This is a genomic window from Chryseobacterium sp. BGA-UO-ETr-SB22 (assembly GCF_059567885.1).
Window position 1 is genome coordinate 912,770 of record NZ_JCAQOV010000005.1, and the last position, 16,889, is coordinate 929,658.

General features: G+C 38.2%; 14 protein-coding genes. 11 read left to right on the top strand and 3 right to left on the bottom strand.

Annotated elements, in window-relative coordinates:
* The first annotated feature begins 191 nt into the window (after positions 1-191).
* Both AC57AW_RS11420 and hxpB read left to right on the top strand, forming a co-directional pair.
* On the top strand, positions 192-812 hold the full coding sequence (locus tag AC57AW_RS11420; protein ID WP_496351972.1) for a helix-turn-helix transcriptional regulator: 621 nt from the start codon (positions 192-194) through the stop codon (positions 810-812).
* 22 nt (positions 813-834) lie between these two features.
* Complete coding sequence (gene hxpB / locus AC57AW_RS11425; RefSeq protein ID WP_496351973.1) at positions 835-1,482, top strand: hexitol phosphatase HxpB; 648 nt, start codon at positions 835-837, stop codon at positions 1,480-1,482.
* A 143-nt stretch (positions 1,483-1,625) separates the two neighbouring features.
* Here hxpB and AC57AW_RS11430 read toward each other — a convergent pair whose 3' ends face one another.
* Positions 1,626-2,252, bottom strand: coding sequence for an RNA polymerase sigma factor (locus AC57AW_RS11430; protein ID WP_496351974.1), 627 nt, complete (start codon positions 2,250-2,252; stop codon positions 1,626-1,628).
* Between the two features lie 242 nt (positions 2,253-2,494).
* On the opposite strand from AC57AW_RS11430, the gene AC57AW_RS11435 reads away from it, so the two are divergent.
* The 8 genes from AC57AW_RS11435 to AC57AW_RS11470 all read left to right on the top strand — a co-directional run bounded on the left by AC57AW_RS11435 (position 2,495) and on the right by AC57AW_RS11470 (position 13,001).
* Positions 2,495-3,451 (top strand): FecR family protein, encoded by a 957-nt coding sequence (locus AC57AW_RS11435; protein ID WP_496351975.1) that lies wholly within the window; start codon positions 2,495-2,497, stop codon positions 3,449-3,451.
* 50 nt (positions 3,452-3,501) lie between these two features.
* Positions 3,502-6,792: a TonB-dependent receptor gene (locus tag AC57AW_RS11440; RefSeq protein WP_496351976.1), complete on the top strand. Its 3,291-nt coding sequence runs from the start codon at positions 3,502-3,504 to the stop codon at positions 6,790-6,792.
* A 315-nt stretch (positions 6,793-7,107) separates the two neighbouring features.
* Positions 7,108-8,400 (top strand): beta-helix domain-containing protein, encoded by a 1,293-nt coding sequence (locus AC57AW_RS11445; protein ID WP_309435087.1) that lies wholly within the window; start codon positions 7,108-7,110, stop codon positions 8,398-8,400.
* Between the two features lie 76 nt (positions 8,401-8,476).
* Complete coding sequence (locus AC57AW_RS11450; RefSeq protein ID WP_496351977.1) at positions 8,477-9,400, top strand: T9SS type A sorting domain-containing protein; 924 nt, start codon at positions 8,477-8,479, stop codon at positions 9,398-9,400.
* Positions 9,401-9,578: 178 nt separating this feature from the next.
* Positions 9,579-10,322: a hypothetical protein gene (locus AC57AW_RS11455; RefSeq protein WP_496351978.1), complete on the top strand. Its 744-nt coding sequence runs from the start codon at positions 9,579-9,581 to the stop codon at positions 10,320-10,322.
* 6 nt (positions 10,323-10,328) lie between these two features.
* Positions 10,329-11,669, top strand: coding sequence for a S41 family peptidase (locus AC57AW_RS11460; protein WP_496351979.1), 1,341 nt, complete (start codon positions 10,329-10,331; stop codon positions 11,667-11,669).
* Positions 11,670-11,929: 260 nt separating this feature from the next.
* Positions 11,930-12,199, top strand: coding sequence for a hypothetical protein (locus AC57AW_RS11465; RefSeq protein WP_047422568.1), 270 nt, complete (start codon positions 11,930-11,932; stop codon positions 12,197-12,199).
* A gap of 79 nt (positions 12,200-12,278) precedes the next feature.
* Positions 12,279-13,001 carry a sterol desaturase family protein gene (locus AC57AW_RS11470; RefSeq protein ID WP_496351980.1) on the top strand — a complete coding sequence of 241 codons (723 nt, stop codon included), beginning with the start codon at positions 12,279-12,281 and terminating at the stop codon, positions 12,999-13,001.
* Positions 13,002-13,011: 10 nt separating this feature from the next.
* Here AC57AW_RS11470 and AC57AW_RS11475 read toward each other — a convergent pair whose 3' ends face one another.
* Positions 13,012-13,434: a MarR family winged helix-turn-helix transcriptional regulator gene (locus AC57AW_RS11475; RefSeq protein ID WP_496351981.1), complete on the bottom strand. Its 423-nt coding sequence runs from the start codon at positions 13,432-13,434 to the stop codon at positions 13,012-13,014.
* Between the two features lie 51 nt (positions 13,435-13,485).
* Between AC57AW_RS11475 and AC57AW_RS11480 the strand changes: the two genes are divergently transcribed.
* The gene (locus AC57AW_RS11480; protein ID WP_496351982.1) at positions 13,486-15,735 is read left to right on the top strand and encodes an ATP-binding cassette domain-containing protein; all 2,250 of its coding nucleotides are present in this window, start codon (positions 13,486-13,488) and stop codon (positions 15,733-15,735) included.
* A 117-nt stretch (positions 15,736-15,852) separates the two neighbouring features.
* On the opposite strand, the gene AC57AW_RS11485 is transcribed toward AC57AW_RS11480, so the two are convergent.
* Complete coding sequence (locus tag AC57AW_RS11485; protein WP_496351983.1) at positions 15,853-16,887, bottom strand: phytase; 1,035 nt, start codon at positions 16,885-16,887, stop codon at positions 15,853-15,855.
* Positions 16,888-16,889 lie beyond the last annotated feature (2 nt).

Here is a 16,889-nt window from a genome sequence, read left to right on the forward strand (position 1 = left end):
ATTTATTTTTTTAATTATTGTCTCACAAAGGTAAAAATATATTTCAATAAAACAACTTAATGGTTGTTTTATGTATTTTACACTTTGAAAAGATAATGAGCTGTAAATGTTTGGTTTATCCAGTATTTTTGGAGGTTATAGAAAATGACTATATTTGTTGTTGAAAAATAAAACAACCTAAATATTGTCAAATGAAGAAGCCGGCTGCGGATCGCATTCTGATGTTTTTAAAGATGAGGGGTGAAGTTACCTCCCTTCTTATTGCTGAAGAATTGTCGATTACCAAAGAAGGGGCAAGAAAACATTTATTGAATCTTGCTCAGGAAGGATTGATCCGGTCTTCGGTGAAGAGCGAAGGAGTGGGACGTCCCTCTACTTACTATACGCTTACTGAGAAAGGATTGGCTCAGTTTCCTGATACCCATGCAGATGTAACGGTTCAGATTCTGAAATCAGTGAAAAATATTTTGGGTGAAAACGCTTTGGAGTTATTAATCAGTGACCGTGAGAAGAACACTCATGAACGGTATGAAAAAGTGCTTTCTAAGGCAAAATCTCTGGAACAGCGCCTTGAGTCTCTGGCAAAAGTACGTAGTGAAGAAGGATATATGGCAGAATGGAAAAAAGAAGGGAAAGACTATTTTCTGATTGAAAGCCATTGCCCGATATGTGCTGCCGCAACAGAATGTCAAGGGTTCTGCCGTGCCGAATTATCCAATTTCCAGTCGCTGATCGGGAAAGAATATACGGTTGAAAGAGTAGATCATATTATCTCCGGCGGACAGCGCTGTGTTTATAAAATCAGTCAGTAATTCATCATTTATCATTCGGAAGATGGCTTTAAAAGCAGTAATATTTGACATGGATGGAGTCCTAATCGATTCAGAAAAATTCTGGACTCAGGCAGAGCTTGATGTATTTTCATCTTATGGAGTGCAAGTCACAGAAGATCTTGCCGCACAAACCAAATATATGACCACCCAGGAAGTGACAGAATTCTGGTATGAAAGATTTCCCTGGGAAAACTTTGATACATCCGATCTGGAAAATAAAGTAGTCACAAGAGTAATTGAAATGATACAAAACCAAGACTGTACAATATCTGGTGTACAGGAGTTTATCAGATATCTTAAGCATAAAGAATATAAAATAGGACTGGCGACCAACGCTCCTTTGCGTGTGGCACATATTGTTCTTGAAAAACTTCAGGTTCGTGACCTGTTTGATACCGTTCATTCATCCGAATTTGAAACCCATGGCAAACCTCATCCAGCTGTATATCTTACCTCTGCAAAAAACCTTGGTGTCTCTCCTGAATACTGCATTGCTATTGAAGACAGCCACTCAGGATTAAAAGCAGCAAAAGCAGCAGGAATGCAGACCATTGTTTTTACCAATGATAATGAAAGCATTGATTCTGATCTTGCCGACTTTAAAATATTGAACTTTAGCAGCACTTTGCTGCCGGTGTTTAGTGAATAAGTTGATAATAGTGAATGGTGAATAGTGAATCCGCCTCGCTGTGAATTTTAATAAGTCCTGTAAAAATTGACGATTGACTGCGCAGCAAATTGACTATTGACACAATCCCCGAATCACGAATCACAAACCCCGCAACCCATATCTCAATACCTCATCAAAATCTCCATCATCAGCAGAATAGAAACCAGCTTTTTAGACGACTGATATTCCGGATTCAGTTGCTCGCGGATTTCCCCCAAAGCTTTGCTTAATTTATTACTTACTGTCTTATTGCTCAGTCCCAATGCTTCAGCAGTTTCATTAACGGACATATTTTTCCGGATCCTCATATCATATACCTGCTGTTCCGTGGAAGGAAGCCGGGCTACCACTTCATCAATCATTGATAATAAAGTATTGATCTCATTTTCCTCAAGAATTTCAAAATAGTCTGTATCCGATATTTCCAATTCACTGGGAATATCAAACTCGTCAATACTCAGCGTGGGAGGGGCTTTTTTATAACTGTTATAAAAGTCAAGGATACGGTAATGAAGATGGCGGAGAAGATAGCCTTTTGCACTTTCGGAATCGTCAGTTTGTATTGTATCAGTATTCTCAAGAATCTTTACCCATAGGTTCTGAAGGATTTCTTCAGCAATTTCTTTATCCCGGGTCCGTACAAAGACAAAACTATATAGACTATCCCAGTATCGGTCATACAGCAGCATAAATGCAGGGCGGTCGCCTGATTTTATTTTCTTTAATAATGTATAGTCAGTTGGGCTCATATTGTTGATGCAAAATTACCTAAAGGAAAATTAACTTTTTGTGAACTTTGGGGATGGTAAGATTAAATATTTCTGAAAAACGGGGTCAAAATAGTGGGTTAATGTTGAGTAAATGTGAAAAACGATGAAAATTATTAACAATTTGCTCGTAATATGAATATAACATTAAGAATGCCCTGGGGAAGTTTTTCATTTTCACTGTCTTATAGATAGAAGTATCTGTGAATACCATGAAAGACTTTATGAAAAATCGTTTAACATATAAAAATATTGAAGCCTTTGTTTTCAGACTTTGGGAACGGGAAGTTTCTGAAGACTTAATTTCTGAAAAGGAAAATGAACTTTTAACACAATGGAAAATTCAGACTGAAAAAGATCTGGATGCTGTTCATAGGAAAGAATCCAGAGAAAGGGTATTATCCGGACTGGAACATTATTTTACTCAGACAGATATTATTTCTATACATTCTGCAAAAAGGTTTAAAACCAACCTATATAAAATTGCAGCGGTCATTATTCTGCTTTTGTCGTTGGGAGGTATCTTCACCTATACCGTGTTTATTAAGCCTGATGTTTATATGGCAAAATCGGAAAACCGTATTGTTCGTCTTGAGGACGGATCCGTAGTTACCCTTTTACCGGGTGCCGAACTTACCGTTGAAAAATCATTTCCTGCTTCTACCAGAGTAGTAGATTTAAAAGGAGATGCCATCTTCTCCGTAGCCAAGTCAAAAGTACATCCTTTTGTAGTGCGTGCTGACGGTTTCAGCACTAAAGTTTTGGGGACGGTATTTAAAATCTCACAGTCAGGAAAGAAAAAAGCGGTTGATCTTTATGAAGGGAAGGTGGCTGTATCTTCTCCTGGAGTTCCGGTTTCTTTCCTTACACCCAATCAGAAATGGACCAATTTCGGGATTGCCCATACTACAGCTGTCATTTCAATAAATCCGGTAAAAAATGCTGCGAAGAAAGTTTCTGTCATACTGTCTTTAAGCTTTAACGATGTTCCTTTAAAAGAAGTGGTAACCGTTCTGGAGAGCAACTATAACACTAAGGTATTGTATCCTAAAGATGCTGAAGATAAGAAGATCACCGCAGACTTCACAGGAGGAACAGTTGGAGAAAATATTGAATCACTGGCTTTCATCCTGGGATTGGAAGTCCAGAAAAAAGAAAACACCTATATCCTTAAGAAATAAAACACTACTCAAAAAAAATAAATAATCATAATCAAGAGAACACTTTAAGTATGAAAAGTTTGAAATGTGGGATTACCATAGCAGCCTTATTTTTTACTGTAGCCGCAGAAGCACAGGAGCTGGTTCAGAAAGTAACATTTTCTGTACCTGCCAACAGACCATTGATTGAAGTTTTGGAGGAATTTGCCGGGAAAACGGGATTGAGACTGGCCTATTCTAAAGTAGATATTAAAGAGCTGAAGGTAAAAGGTGTAAAATGTGAAAATACATCCGTTAATGGCTGTCTGAAGGATATTACCAATGGTCTTCCTGTAGTATTCCGCCTGCATGGTGACCTTATTTCGATAAAATATGAAAGCTCTATCATCTCTGTGCCGGGAAACGGACGTATTTCCGGTAAAATAGTGGATGAGGTAGGAAATCCGATTACCGGAGCAGAAATTAATATCGCCCAGAAAACCGTAGTAACAGATAATAACGGGGATTTTACAGTAGATCTTCCCTCAGGAACTTATAACCTTACCATAAAAGCCCCCAAATATAATACGCTGAGAGTTGAAAAACTATCTGTAACCAATAAAGAAACAAGTTCCGTATCATTTGCTCTGAACAAAGCTTCTGATAAAATTACAGATATTAAAGAAGTTGTGATTACCGCAGCCCGTAAAGCAGATACTCAGGCCGGACTCCTTGCTCAGCAGAAAAAAGCAGCACAGATGAGCGACGGGATTTCAGCAGAACAAATTTCTAAAACTCCGGACAGCGATGTAGGAGGAACGTTGAAAAGAGTAACGGGAATTACCACTATTGATAATAAATATGTAGTTGTAAGATCTATGGGGGAACGATGGAATACGGCAGCGATGGACGGAATTAATCTTCCAAGTACGGAAGCCTATAATCAGAATTTCTCATTTGATATCATTCCTACAGCCATGGTGGAGAGTGTAGTGGTGAGTAAATCTGCAACACCCGATATGAACGCCAGTTTTGCAGGAGGTTATGTAGAAGTGAGAACCAAGGATATTCCCAACGAGAATTTTACAACTGTAACAATGGGAACTTCTTATAATGACCAGTCGGCGTTTAAAGAATTCCTGACACGCAAGCGGGGAAAGCATGATTATTTCGGATATGACGACGGAACAAGGGATTTTCCCAAAGGACTGGAAGCCGTGAACTGGACGGATCCGAAATTTTTTGAACAGTCCAGACAATTTACCAATGACAATTTCAGCACCTATAAAACCAGAGGTGATATGGGATCTAACATACAGCTGGCATTAGGAAGAACATATGCTCTTAAAAACAATAATAAATGGGGATTTGCCGGAGCATTTGTCATCAGAAATGAACAGAATAAACTGGATATAGACCACACAGGGAGAGGAAACTGGCTGGATACTACTGGAATGCCGGATGCCAACGGACAGATTCCGTTTTACAACTTCAAAAACAGCGGAGCTTCTTACAACTATAATTCTACGCTGGCAGGAATGCTTAATTTCGGGTTACAACTGGGAAAAAACAGAATTTCATTCCGTAATTCCTATACCCATATTTTTGATAATACATTGACAAGAGTCACCGGGTGGAATGAATATTCAACCGGGAGCGGAATGGCTGCCAATGCAGAATTAGCCTATAATTATTTCTACAACGGAATTATACCCAATAATGATCCAGCTCAGATCAAAACCTTAGATAAACCTTATACTGATAATACCAACTATCCGATTTTTCAGACCCTTTTACAAAATAAAATCGAAGGAAACCATAAAATAGGAAATACAGAGATCAGCTGGTTTGGAGCCCGAACAGGAGTTTCTTCAGATACTAAAGATTACACACAATATATTACCAGATATGATTTTATAGGAAATGAAATTTTAACCTATCATAAGATTTACAATTCCGGAGCTGATTTTTACAGAGGATATATTGAAAACAGAGAAACAGATTACAACTATGGAGCCTCTGTAAAATGGGACATGGATGCAGGAAGTTTTGAAAATACAATTAAAACCGGATATGCCGGAGCTATAAAAAGCAATACCAACCAACAACAGAAGTTTTTCCTTCGTGTTGACGAAAACCGGGACGTTCCCAATGACGAGAAGAATCATTTGACGATGTATGGTTCACTTGCAGATTGGTTTAATGGCTCCCATTATGTTCCGGGTGGTATTGGCTGGGAAACCAAAGCGTTGTACAAAAATGATAAATATGAAGGAGAAGTCAATCAGCATGCTGTTTATGTGATGTTTGACAACCGTTGGAAGAATAAATTGAGATTAGTGTGGGGACTTCGTGCAGAATATTTTAAATATGACATGATTTCCCAGCAGCTGGATCCTTCAGATTCCAAGCACATCCTGAGAACGGCAATTGAAGATAAACCCTGGCAGTTTATGCCTTCCGTGAACTTTACGTACAGCCCGACCAATAAAATAAACCTGAGACTTGCGTATAATAAATCTGTTATCCGCCCGCAGTTTAATGAAAGAACAGGATTGCCATACTTTGATCCTATTGCCAATGGATTGATTTACAATACGGAAATGAGCTCATCGGTCATTAATAATTATGATTTTAAGTTTGAATGGTTTCCAGGCTTAGGAGAAATATTCTCAGCAGGACTGTACTACAAAAATATAGACAGACCTATTGAACGTGAAGGCCACATCTCCAGTGAAGGAAATCTATCCCTGTATAATGGGAATTCAAAAAATGCAAAGCTGCTGGGAGTTGAGGCAGAGGTAAGAAAGAATCTTGGTTTTATTGCTGACAGAACTTTTCTGGAAAAACTTTTTATAAGTGGAAACTTTACCTATAACCATACAAAAGTAGTGGCTTTTAAAGACCTGTACAAAACAGGGGATAATGATGAAACCTACGAAGTGAAACGACCGCTTTACGGGCAGACTCCCTATGCCTACAACCTTGGACTGGTCTATGACGGAGACCGCCTTGGACTGAGCTTTTTGTATAACGCGAAAGGAGACCAGTACATTACAGTAGGATATGCTTATAAAGGTGAAGAAATTCAACGCCCTTATGCCGTGGCAGACGCTCAGATCTCCTATAAATTCCTGCGTAATAAAAATTTTGAAGTGAAATTGAATATAAGAAACCTATTCAACAGGGTGAAGGAGTATTATAACAACTTCAATTCTTATCTGGCGGCAAAAGATGGAGGTGGAAGTAATGTGGGGACAGAAAGAGAAGGCTGGGAGCTTCTTCCGGGAGCAACAGATAAATATGATAAAAATATTGATAAAATTATGTTCAGAGCTTACAGTGGAAGAATGTTCAGCCTAAGCGTGAATTATACTTTTTAAGAAATAAGTGCACCAAACACAATACTATAAAAAAGAGCTCGAGATAGCAGCGTACAGGTTTCGGTAACCTGATCAAAAACTGGAAGAATACTGATGAAGCGCACACCAGTACCGGTTCAGAAAAAAACCGAGCGTTAATGGCTTTTCCCAGGTATTAACGGTTTCTATGGGAACTTCCCCAATGCAGCTCCTCCTGCAGTGACGGATGAATTTTAAAAACCAAATCGAAGGAATAGGGAGGCAGATATTCCTGAATATTAAAAAACTGATCTGGTATATAAAATAACACGACCGGATTTATTAAAAATTATAACAATGAAAAGACTAACTCTAATTGCAGTGGCAGCATTATCTCTTACAGCTTGTCAAAACGATCAACTGGCGGATTCATCTTCTCCATTCGAAATGAAATCTACTTCTGCTGAGTACCTTACAGCTTCGGCTCTTCCGGTAACCAGCGTAAGTGGTGCTATTACTACAAATACTACATGGAGCGGTGTAGTTGAATTAGATGGAGTTGTAACCGTAAAAAATGGTGCTACATTAACAATCCAGCCGGGTACATTCATTAAAGCTAAACCAAACACTAGCAATACTGCTACAGGAGTTTTGGTAATTGCTAAAACAGGAAAAATCAACGCAGCAGGTACTGAAGCGCAACCAATCATCTTCACAAGCTACAAATTGCTAGACGGAAACGAAGATACAACTGCTGCTCCTGGTGATTTCGGAGGTGTTATCATGTTAGGAGATGCTCCTACAAACACTCCATTCACAAAAACAGTTGAAGGATTATCTGGTCCTGATTTCTATTACGGAGGTACTAATGCTTCTCACAACGGAGGAACATTGAAGTATGTACGTATCGAGTTTGCAGGATTCGATCTTTTGGCTCCTAACTCAGGAAACGAAATCAACGGTCTTACTTTAGGAGGAGTAGGAAACGGAACTACTTTGGATCATATCCAGGTATCTTTCGGGAAAGATGACTCTTTTGAATTCTTTGGAGGTACTGTAAACGCTTCAAACCTTGTTTCTTTCGCTGCGGATGATGACAACTTCGATTTCGATAACGGATATACAGGAACTATTACTTGTGCTCTTGCTTTGGCAGATTACAACTCTACACACAGTCTTAGCGGAGCAAGCCCGGATTCTAACGGTATCGAGCTTGATAACAACGCAGACGGTTCTTCTACATCATTGTTGACTCACCCGGTTATCAACAACCTTACGATCATTGGTTCTAAGAACTCTACGAAAGGTGCTTTGTATGAAAACGGTATCCACATCAGAAGACACGGAAGATTAACATTAAATAACGCTGTGGTTACAGGTTACCCTGTGGGAATCAAAGTAGAAGGTACAGGTTCTGAACTTTCTTCAGCTTCAGCATACAACACAATCCAGATCCACGGATTTACTACTTCAGTTACAGGTACAGGAACAGCAGGAATCCCTGCAGCTAACCTATTGACTGGTACTCCTGCATCTCTATGGGGTATGAGCCAGCCTTTCTTCAACGAAGGTGGTTGGAATGTATCTCCAAGAAACTGTGGAAACTTCCAGGGACTTTGGACAAAATACAATTTCTCCATTGTAGAATAATAAAAAACTTTAAAAAGCAGGGAACAGCACATGCTGATTCCTTGCTTTTATTTCAAAAACCTTAATAATCAGCATTATGAAAAAAATAATTTTATCATCTGTTCTGTTTTTATCTCACCTGGCTGCAGCGCAGACTCTGGTATGGGGAAATTCTTTTGATACTCCTGCTGACCTTCAGGGATGGACTTTCCATGATTTGAACAGCAATGGCAACGGATGGGTACAGGGGCAGAACATTTATCACAACGGAACTGCTCTAACCTATGGAACTACCGGAGTTCTTCGTCATTCTATCAGCTTGGTTCCAAGTGGAAGTGCTACAGGATTTGGGACAGAAAGTGACTGGATTATTTCTCCTCAGATTGATCTTTCAAATACTGCAGGAACTGTTACTCTGGCTGCCTATATCGGAAGACAGAGATCTACTCATACTATTGTTGCCAGAGAGCTTTTTATTTATGTAAGCACACCACAGAAAGAAGTTCCTGCATTATCAGACTTTCAGGCAATGACAGTAGATGCAGATGGAAATGATGTTCAGAGTATATACAAAATACAGGTAGGTGACTCAGCCAATCCCTTTCCGGCTGATCTTACCCAGTTTGTAGAATCCCTTGTAGATCTTTCTGCTTTTGCAGGGAAGAAAATCTATATCGGAATGTGGTCAAACAGAAAAACAAGCGGAAATAATGTCCAGAATATCAATATTGATGAAATGGGAATCTACGCTACTTCATTTTTGGGAACTAAGGATGTAAAAAGAAACAAAATTGTAACACAAATAGCAGAAAATCCGGTAAAAGAATCTTTACAGCTGCAGCTTAACCCGGCATTGAAAGAAAATATGACGATGGTAACTATTTACAGCGCAGCAGGACAAAAAGTATTGACCACTCAGTATTCTAAAACAATTAATACGGCAGGTCTTACATTTGGAGCTTATATAGCAGAAATTACAGATGGAAAGACGATGGAAAGGTTGAAGTTTATTAAAAAATAACTCGTCTTCCCTTAGAAACTGATTCTAGAAACACCATGAATTTTTAATATAAGATAATGGATAGTATTTGACAATGGCTATCCAGAACATATCCAACTAGTTTTTTTATAATTATATATCGCCCTGCTCCCGGGTAGGGTGATATTTTTAAGTTTTACAATGAAATAATTGAAGAAAGATGAACAGAATCTTTGCATTACTACTATTATTTACTGCACTGTTTTCATGCACAGACAACAACACGATGGAGTTGTATGATAAAGTACAGAAACCCGGAGAGGTTAATATCAAAGGATTTTCCAAGCCTGAGGTCCTTCAGCTGAGGTTCAATGGAGCACCTGTATCCATTGACGGAAAAACATCCTATACCAATAAAATAGAAACGCAGCTTCAGTTTGTCCTGGATCAGGGAGAAACCAATAAGCTGTCCGTATATAATAATGAAACAGGAACCGAAATTGCAAAATACAATATTACCTATGACAATATAAATGATTTTAAAAACTTATATTTTTTCAATCTTCCGGGGATTTATCTGCAGACATATGCTGTAAAACCTCAGGTTAATCTTGGAAAAGTAGGGTTTGAATTTATTTTCCCTAATCTTGGCGAATTTTCCGGAACTACACAGAAAGAGGTGAAAGGCGTTCTGAAAAGAGAAAATGGAGTGGTACTGGCAGAATTTGACAACATAGGGAAAGACAATTTTACCGCGTTGAAAATCTATAGTTTTTTCAGTTCTACAGCTCCGATATTTCTGGAGTTGTACAAACCCGGAACTACAGAACCTTATGCAGGATCTAAAATGATTCAGGTGAAACTGAAACAGCACACAGGAGCAAACATGATTGTTCTTCAGGAAAAAATGGAAAATGGAGAATGGGTGGTAAAAGGAGACATTGATGTAGCAGAATATCTGTAATTGAATATGAAAAACTTTCTAAAACTTCAACTGATTGCTCTGACAGTCTTTCTCATTTCCTGTACGAATAATAATGACGAAAGCGCACCTGTTTTTCCGGAAGGAAGTACAGAATCTGTCAATCTCTGGGTTCAGGACAGTATGAAACGGTATTATTACTGGGCAGATCAAATGCCTGCAAAACCAGATTATCGTCTTCCCGTAAAAGATTTTTTTAAAAGTCTGCTGTCTTCCCAGGACCGGTTTTCTTTCATGGTCAATACTGAAGATTCTTCCAGCTATCCACGTTCCATAAGGAATATGTATGGTTTTGATTATACCGTTGTCAAAATTGCCAACAATCAGGTTGTTACAATTGTAAAACTGGTTCTTCAAAATTCTCCCGCCTTCAATGCAGGGCTGGAACGGGGAATGATTATTACCAAAATCAATGGAAAAGGTATTACAGAAGCCAATGCAGAATCAATGGCCTCATCCATTAAAGACCAGACTGTTGTAGATCTTACGGTAGGGAAATGGCAGAACGGAGCGGTTACCAATGAAAAAAACATTACCGTTTACTATGGATTTTCCTTTGAACAGCCTATTTTATCTAAAGTCTTTGAGAAAAACGGTAAAAAAGCAGGATATCTGTATATCTATGATTTCCCGGACGGAATGACACAAACCCTGAACCAGAAGTTTGCAGAATTTAAAGCTGCTGGAGTACAGGAACTGATTCTTGATCTCCGATACAATTATGGAGGCTCGGTATCGTCTGCTGCCGCTCTTTGCTCATTGATTCCCTCAGGGCTGTCATCTGGTTCGCCATTCATCATTTTTAAAGGAAATAAAAACGGAGGTGAAGTGAAAAGAACATTTGCCCAGCAGATCGCTTATGATCCCAAAGCTCTTGATTTTGCTGCTTTACGCGCCAATGCATTGGGATTGCAGAAAGTGTTTATTCTTACCTCCAACAGTACCGCATCTGCAGCAGAAATTGTCATCAACAACCTGAAGCCGTATATGCAGGTTATTCAGATCGGAGATACTACTTTAGGTAAAGATATGGCTGGATTTGTAGTAGAAGACAAACGGAAGCCAAGAAAAATTTCCTGGCAGATTCATCCGGTGATTTATAAAGTATTTAATGCCAACGGTGCCGGAGAATACAGTAATGGAATTTCCCCACAGCTCATGGTCAACGAATATGCCGGGCTGCCACTATTGCCTTTGGGCGATCCTAACGAAACCCTTATTTCTTCAGCCCTTAACGGAGGGTATTTCAAATCTGCAGGTCAGGAAAAGAACGGAAGCATTACAATTCTATATCAGAGTGATGTGCCTCCGGTTATGATGGAAAAATAGAATTCGGATAGAGAAAAAAATGTAGTACATATTTTTAAACCATTAAGAAGTTTGAAGAATTAAAGTATAGTTAAGAACAATCATTCTGATTTTAAGTTAAAGCGAAACTTATCTTAATAATCTTAACACCTTAATACAATCTTAATGGTTCAAGAAAAAATTAAAAAGTTTATTTAATAATAAAAAATAATATCGAATAGTAAAAGGATAAAACCTTTTTGCCCTTTACCTATTCAGGAACACCATAAAATCACAAAATCATGCAGGGTATAGAACCGAAACTTCACATGAACCTGACCAGCCGTATTGAATATTACCGTCTGTTGATAGAAGCTGCAGAAGATCCTGAAAGCCAGCCTTCGGATGTGGTTACACAGATTTCAGAACTGGGTCATCTGTATGAAGAATATCTGCTTAATAAAAAAAATCTGGAAAACAGCATCAAAAACTACCGGCAGTATCATAATGACTTACGGAAAAACCTTACCGTAAGACTTCGGGAGCTTAGAAGAAAGGCAAGACAGAAATAATACCTGAAATTTACTTTATCAGCTGATTTTACCATGAAATTCATACCTTTATGACATCAAGCTGAAGGATGAAAGGTTTATGAATTTTAATCACACAGAACTTTCCGGTTATTTGCATCTGTTCTGGCAGTTTTCCTGGCCACAGTGGATGATATTCAGCCTGGTTATTAACAGTTTTCTGTACCTGTTTTCTATAGGTCTATATATTTTTATTGAAAAAACTTGCCGTAAAAGTCAGCTGCAGGAAACAAATCATCCCGTTACAAGATCCAATTTCTTTCTCAGTCTTTTCACCATAATTTGTAATAGCTTTGTGATGCTGCTGGGAGTTTTCTTATGGAAAAACGGATGGATTGTGCTTGGAGAAACTCAATCGGTAATTAGGATAACAGCGGAAGTTATTGCTTTGCTACTTTTGATGGATCTTTTGATGTATTTCTTTCATTATGGAGCCCATCTGCCTTTCATCTACAAAATTCTGCATAGAAAGCACCATGAGCATGTAAGTACCAACTTTCTGAGCCTTTTTGTTCTGCATCCTTTTGAAACAGTAGGATTTGGATTGATGATGCTTGCTTTACTCATCGGTTATGATTTCTCTGTAATTTCTATTTCCATTTATCTTTTGCTCAACCTTGTCTGGGGAACCATAGGACATCTGAACAGGGAGTTTTTTCCAGCCTCATTTGACCGTTTATTCGTAGGAACAACAAGATTTCATAATCAGCATCACCTGGATGAAAGCAAAAACTTTGGATTTTATACTTCTATCTGGGACAGGCTGTTTAGAACGTATAAGTAGGAGAGAAGTATTATAGTTTTACATGATTCAATACTTTATTTAACAGGTAATTAAAATTTTCCAATTCTTTAGAAGTCAGTATAGAAGCTGTCTGTCCGGTAATGTTTTTACGGAAAGTTTCTGAATTTTCTATGATAAATCTTCCCTTATCCGTTACTGAAAGATTAAATTTCCTGTGATCTGTTTCTTCCTGTCTCTTAATAATCAAATCATTGCTGATCAGAAATTTCAACTGCTTCGAGATGGCTGCCTGGCTGATGTTAAATGCTGCTGAAATTTCCCTTCCTGTGGCTGTTTCTTTTCTTAAAATAAATTCAATGATATTATAATGAGCGGCTGTAACTCCATTGATATTTCCCCGGTTCATATGCGCCAGAATAAGGCATTGGAAATTTGTGAATGTGTTAAAAAACTCTTTTTCAATGTGTTTCATGATAAATATACTTAACTTAGTTAATTATTAACAAAGTTAAGCATTTTAATTATGGAAAATATAGAAATTACCAATGCCCGGCAAAATAATCTCAAAAATATTTCCATAAAAATTCCAAAATATAAGATTGTGGTTTTTACGGGAGTATCAGGATCTGGGAAATCTTCATTGGTTTTTGAAACCATTGGAGCAGAAGCTCAGAGACAGATCAATGAGACCCAGAACAGTTTTATCAGAAATCGTCTGCAGCATTATGGTCTGCCTGATGTAGATAAAATTGAAAACCTGAATGTTCCTATCATTATCAATCAGAAGCGGTTAGGAGGAAATGCAAGATCTACAGTGGGAACGGCAGCAGATGTATCTGCTTCCTTAAGGCTGTTATTTTCGAGAATGGGAGAACCTTTTGTAGGATATTCTAACGTTTTTTCATTTAATCATCCGCAGGGAATGTGCCCTGAGTGTGAAGGTCTGGGCTTTGTTCAAACTTTGGACGTGAATGCATTAATTGATCGTGAGAAATCTTTAGATGAAGGGGCAATCCGGTTTCCGACCTTCCAGCCGGGTGGTTGGCGTTTAACAAGATATACTTTGTCCGGTTATTTTGATAATGATAAAAAACTGAAAGATTTTACCGGAAAAGAATGGGAGATTTTGCTGCATGCACCGGAAAAAAAGCCTAAACATCCACATAAAGATTGGGGAAAAACTGTAAAATATGAAGGAATTGTTCCAAGAATAGAAAAAGCGTTCCTGAAAAAAGATTCTAAAGAAAATATCACAAGAAAAGATGCGCTGAAGAATATTGTGATCACAAAAACCTGTCCGTCATGTCACGGAAAACGGTTGAATGAAAAAATATTGTCCTGTAAAATCGAAGGTAAAAGTATTGCAGATTGTATGGCCCTTTCCGTAGATGAACTGCTTGAGTTCATTACTTCGTTGGATTCAAAACAATATGAAGTGGTCATCAAAGAACTTTCGGCAAAATTACAGAATATTATGACGATAGGGCTGCAATATCTGACTCTTGACAGGAGTACCAACACCCTTTCCGGAGGAGAGTCTCAGCGTATAAAAATGGTGCGGAGTCTGGGAAACAGTCTGATAGATCTTTTATATATTTTTGACGAACCCAGTATTGGTCTTCATCCAAAAGATCTGCAAAATATTATCACCATTATACAGCAGATCAGGGATAAAGGAAACTCTGTTTTAATTGTAGAGCATGATCCGGACCTGATAAAAATGGCAGACCATATTATTGATATAGGACCAGGCTCAGGAAGAAACGGGGGAGAAGTGGTCTATGAAGGAACATTTAAAAGCTTAAAAACGTCAACCGGAAAAACAGGTTCATATTTTGCAAGGAAACCATTTATAAAGCAAAAATTCAGAAAGCCTGATGGATATCTGGAAATTAAAAATGCGAATAGGTTTAATCTTAAAAATGTAACTGTAAATATCCCAACTGGAGTAATGACAGTCGTAACGGGAGTTGCAGGATCTGGCAAAAGTACTCTCATTAACCGTATTCTTCCGGAGCTTTATCCTGATGTGACCATTATTGATCAGTCTTTGTTTGCTGCAAGTGCCCGCTCCAATTTGCTTACCTATTTGGGGATATCAGATACTGTACGTAAGCTTTTCGCACAATCTAATCATGTTTCAGATAAATTGTTCAGCAGAAATAGTGAAGGAGCCTGTAAAAACTGTAAAGGGTTGGGGATAGAAAAGATTGATCTTGCTTTTATGGATGATATTGAGCAGCCTTGTGAAGTTTGTGGAGGTTCGGGATTTGATCCTGATGTGCTGCAATATACCTACAGCGGAAAAACAATTGCAGAAGTGATGAATATGACGGTTTCTGAAGCAGTCTCTTTTTTTAAGGAAGAACATGTTCTCAAAAATTTTGATCTGCTGATACAGTTGGGACTTGATTATCTGACTCTGGGACAAAGGCTTGATAGCTTTTCCGGAGGTGAAAGACAGCGCCTGAAGCTGACAAGAGAGCTGAAAAACACCAATCAGATCATTGTTCTGGATGAACCGAGTACAGGGCTGCATCCAAGTGATACACAAAAACTGCTGACTTTTTTTAACGGTCTTGTAGATCAGAATAATACGCTGATTGTTATAGAACACAATCTGGATATTATTTCACAGGCAGACTGGATCATTGATATGGGACCAGGTGCAGGAAAATTTGGTGGGAAAGTATTGTTTGAAGGCACTCCGCCGGAGCTGTTGAAAAACAAAATATCATTCACAGCAGAATTTCTGAAGAAGCATGTTCAGTAAGCTAAAAAATGAAGAGTATTAAGTTGAACTGCATTGTCATTGCGAACCATAGGTGAAGCAATCTTCAACTTAATACTCTTAAAATCTTATCGAATCTTAATGGTTTAAAGATTGATTTTATTTACCAGCTTTCACAGCAGATTGAATGGCTTTCTCAACCATTCTCCAATCGTAAAAATGAAATACTCTGCCATTGCTCATCGCAACGAAAACTCCTTTAGGAAATTTGGGTCCTAAATTAACGTTCGTCACTTCAGAACCGTCACTTTCCAGCGTAGAGACTGGGATTTCTGCAATTCTTCCTTTGGACTGATCTTCTCTTAGATAAACATTAAAGGTATCATTCTGCTGATTGGAAACCAGAATATATCCCTTTCCTTTGGAAGTAGGATAGATCGAAATTCCTTCCACATCAGATTTAAAATCTCCTTTCCCAAAGACAGATAATTCTTCATTTCCTTTGTCCGGATCTGCATAATATTTATGAACGCCGAACTGCTCATCAGAATAATAGATATAACCCATTTCATCATCTACAGCAATACTTTCAATTTCTTTCAGTCCGCTGTATTTCCCGAATTTACGAACAACTTCACCTGTGACAGATCCATTCTTTTCAGTCAGTTTATACTGCCAAAGGTAGCCGTCAGCCGGACCGGATTTTCTTCCTACAATAACAAATATTTCTTCTGTCTGCGGATTTTTATATAGAGAAACTCCCATCGGGCCACGTTCAGATTCTCCGTCAAATACAGAGATTTCTCCAATTTCTTTCAGCTCAGGAAGCGTATATAATTTTACTTTGTTAGTTTCCCTTTCCGTTACAGCAGCGATATCTGTTTTTTTACCGTTTAGCATAAAACCATATTCCAGATCAACGTTATTGGGACGTTTCAATCCTGAAACTTTGTTGATAATTTTTCCGTTGAGATCAAAGGCGTACAATCCGCCATCCGTATCTTTATCGGTTCCAATGATGATACTTTTTGAGGCATCCTGTGGATTGATCCATATAGCGGGATCATCAGTATCATGAGCCACTGTTTCTGTAATAACTGCTGGTTTTAATTTTTCTGCTAAATCTTTCTGCCCTGTACAGTTGATCACAAAAGGAAGAACTGAAAGAGCCAATATATAATGTATGTTTTTCATGT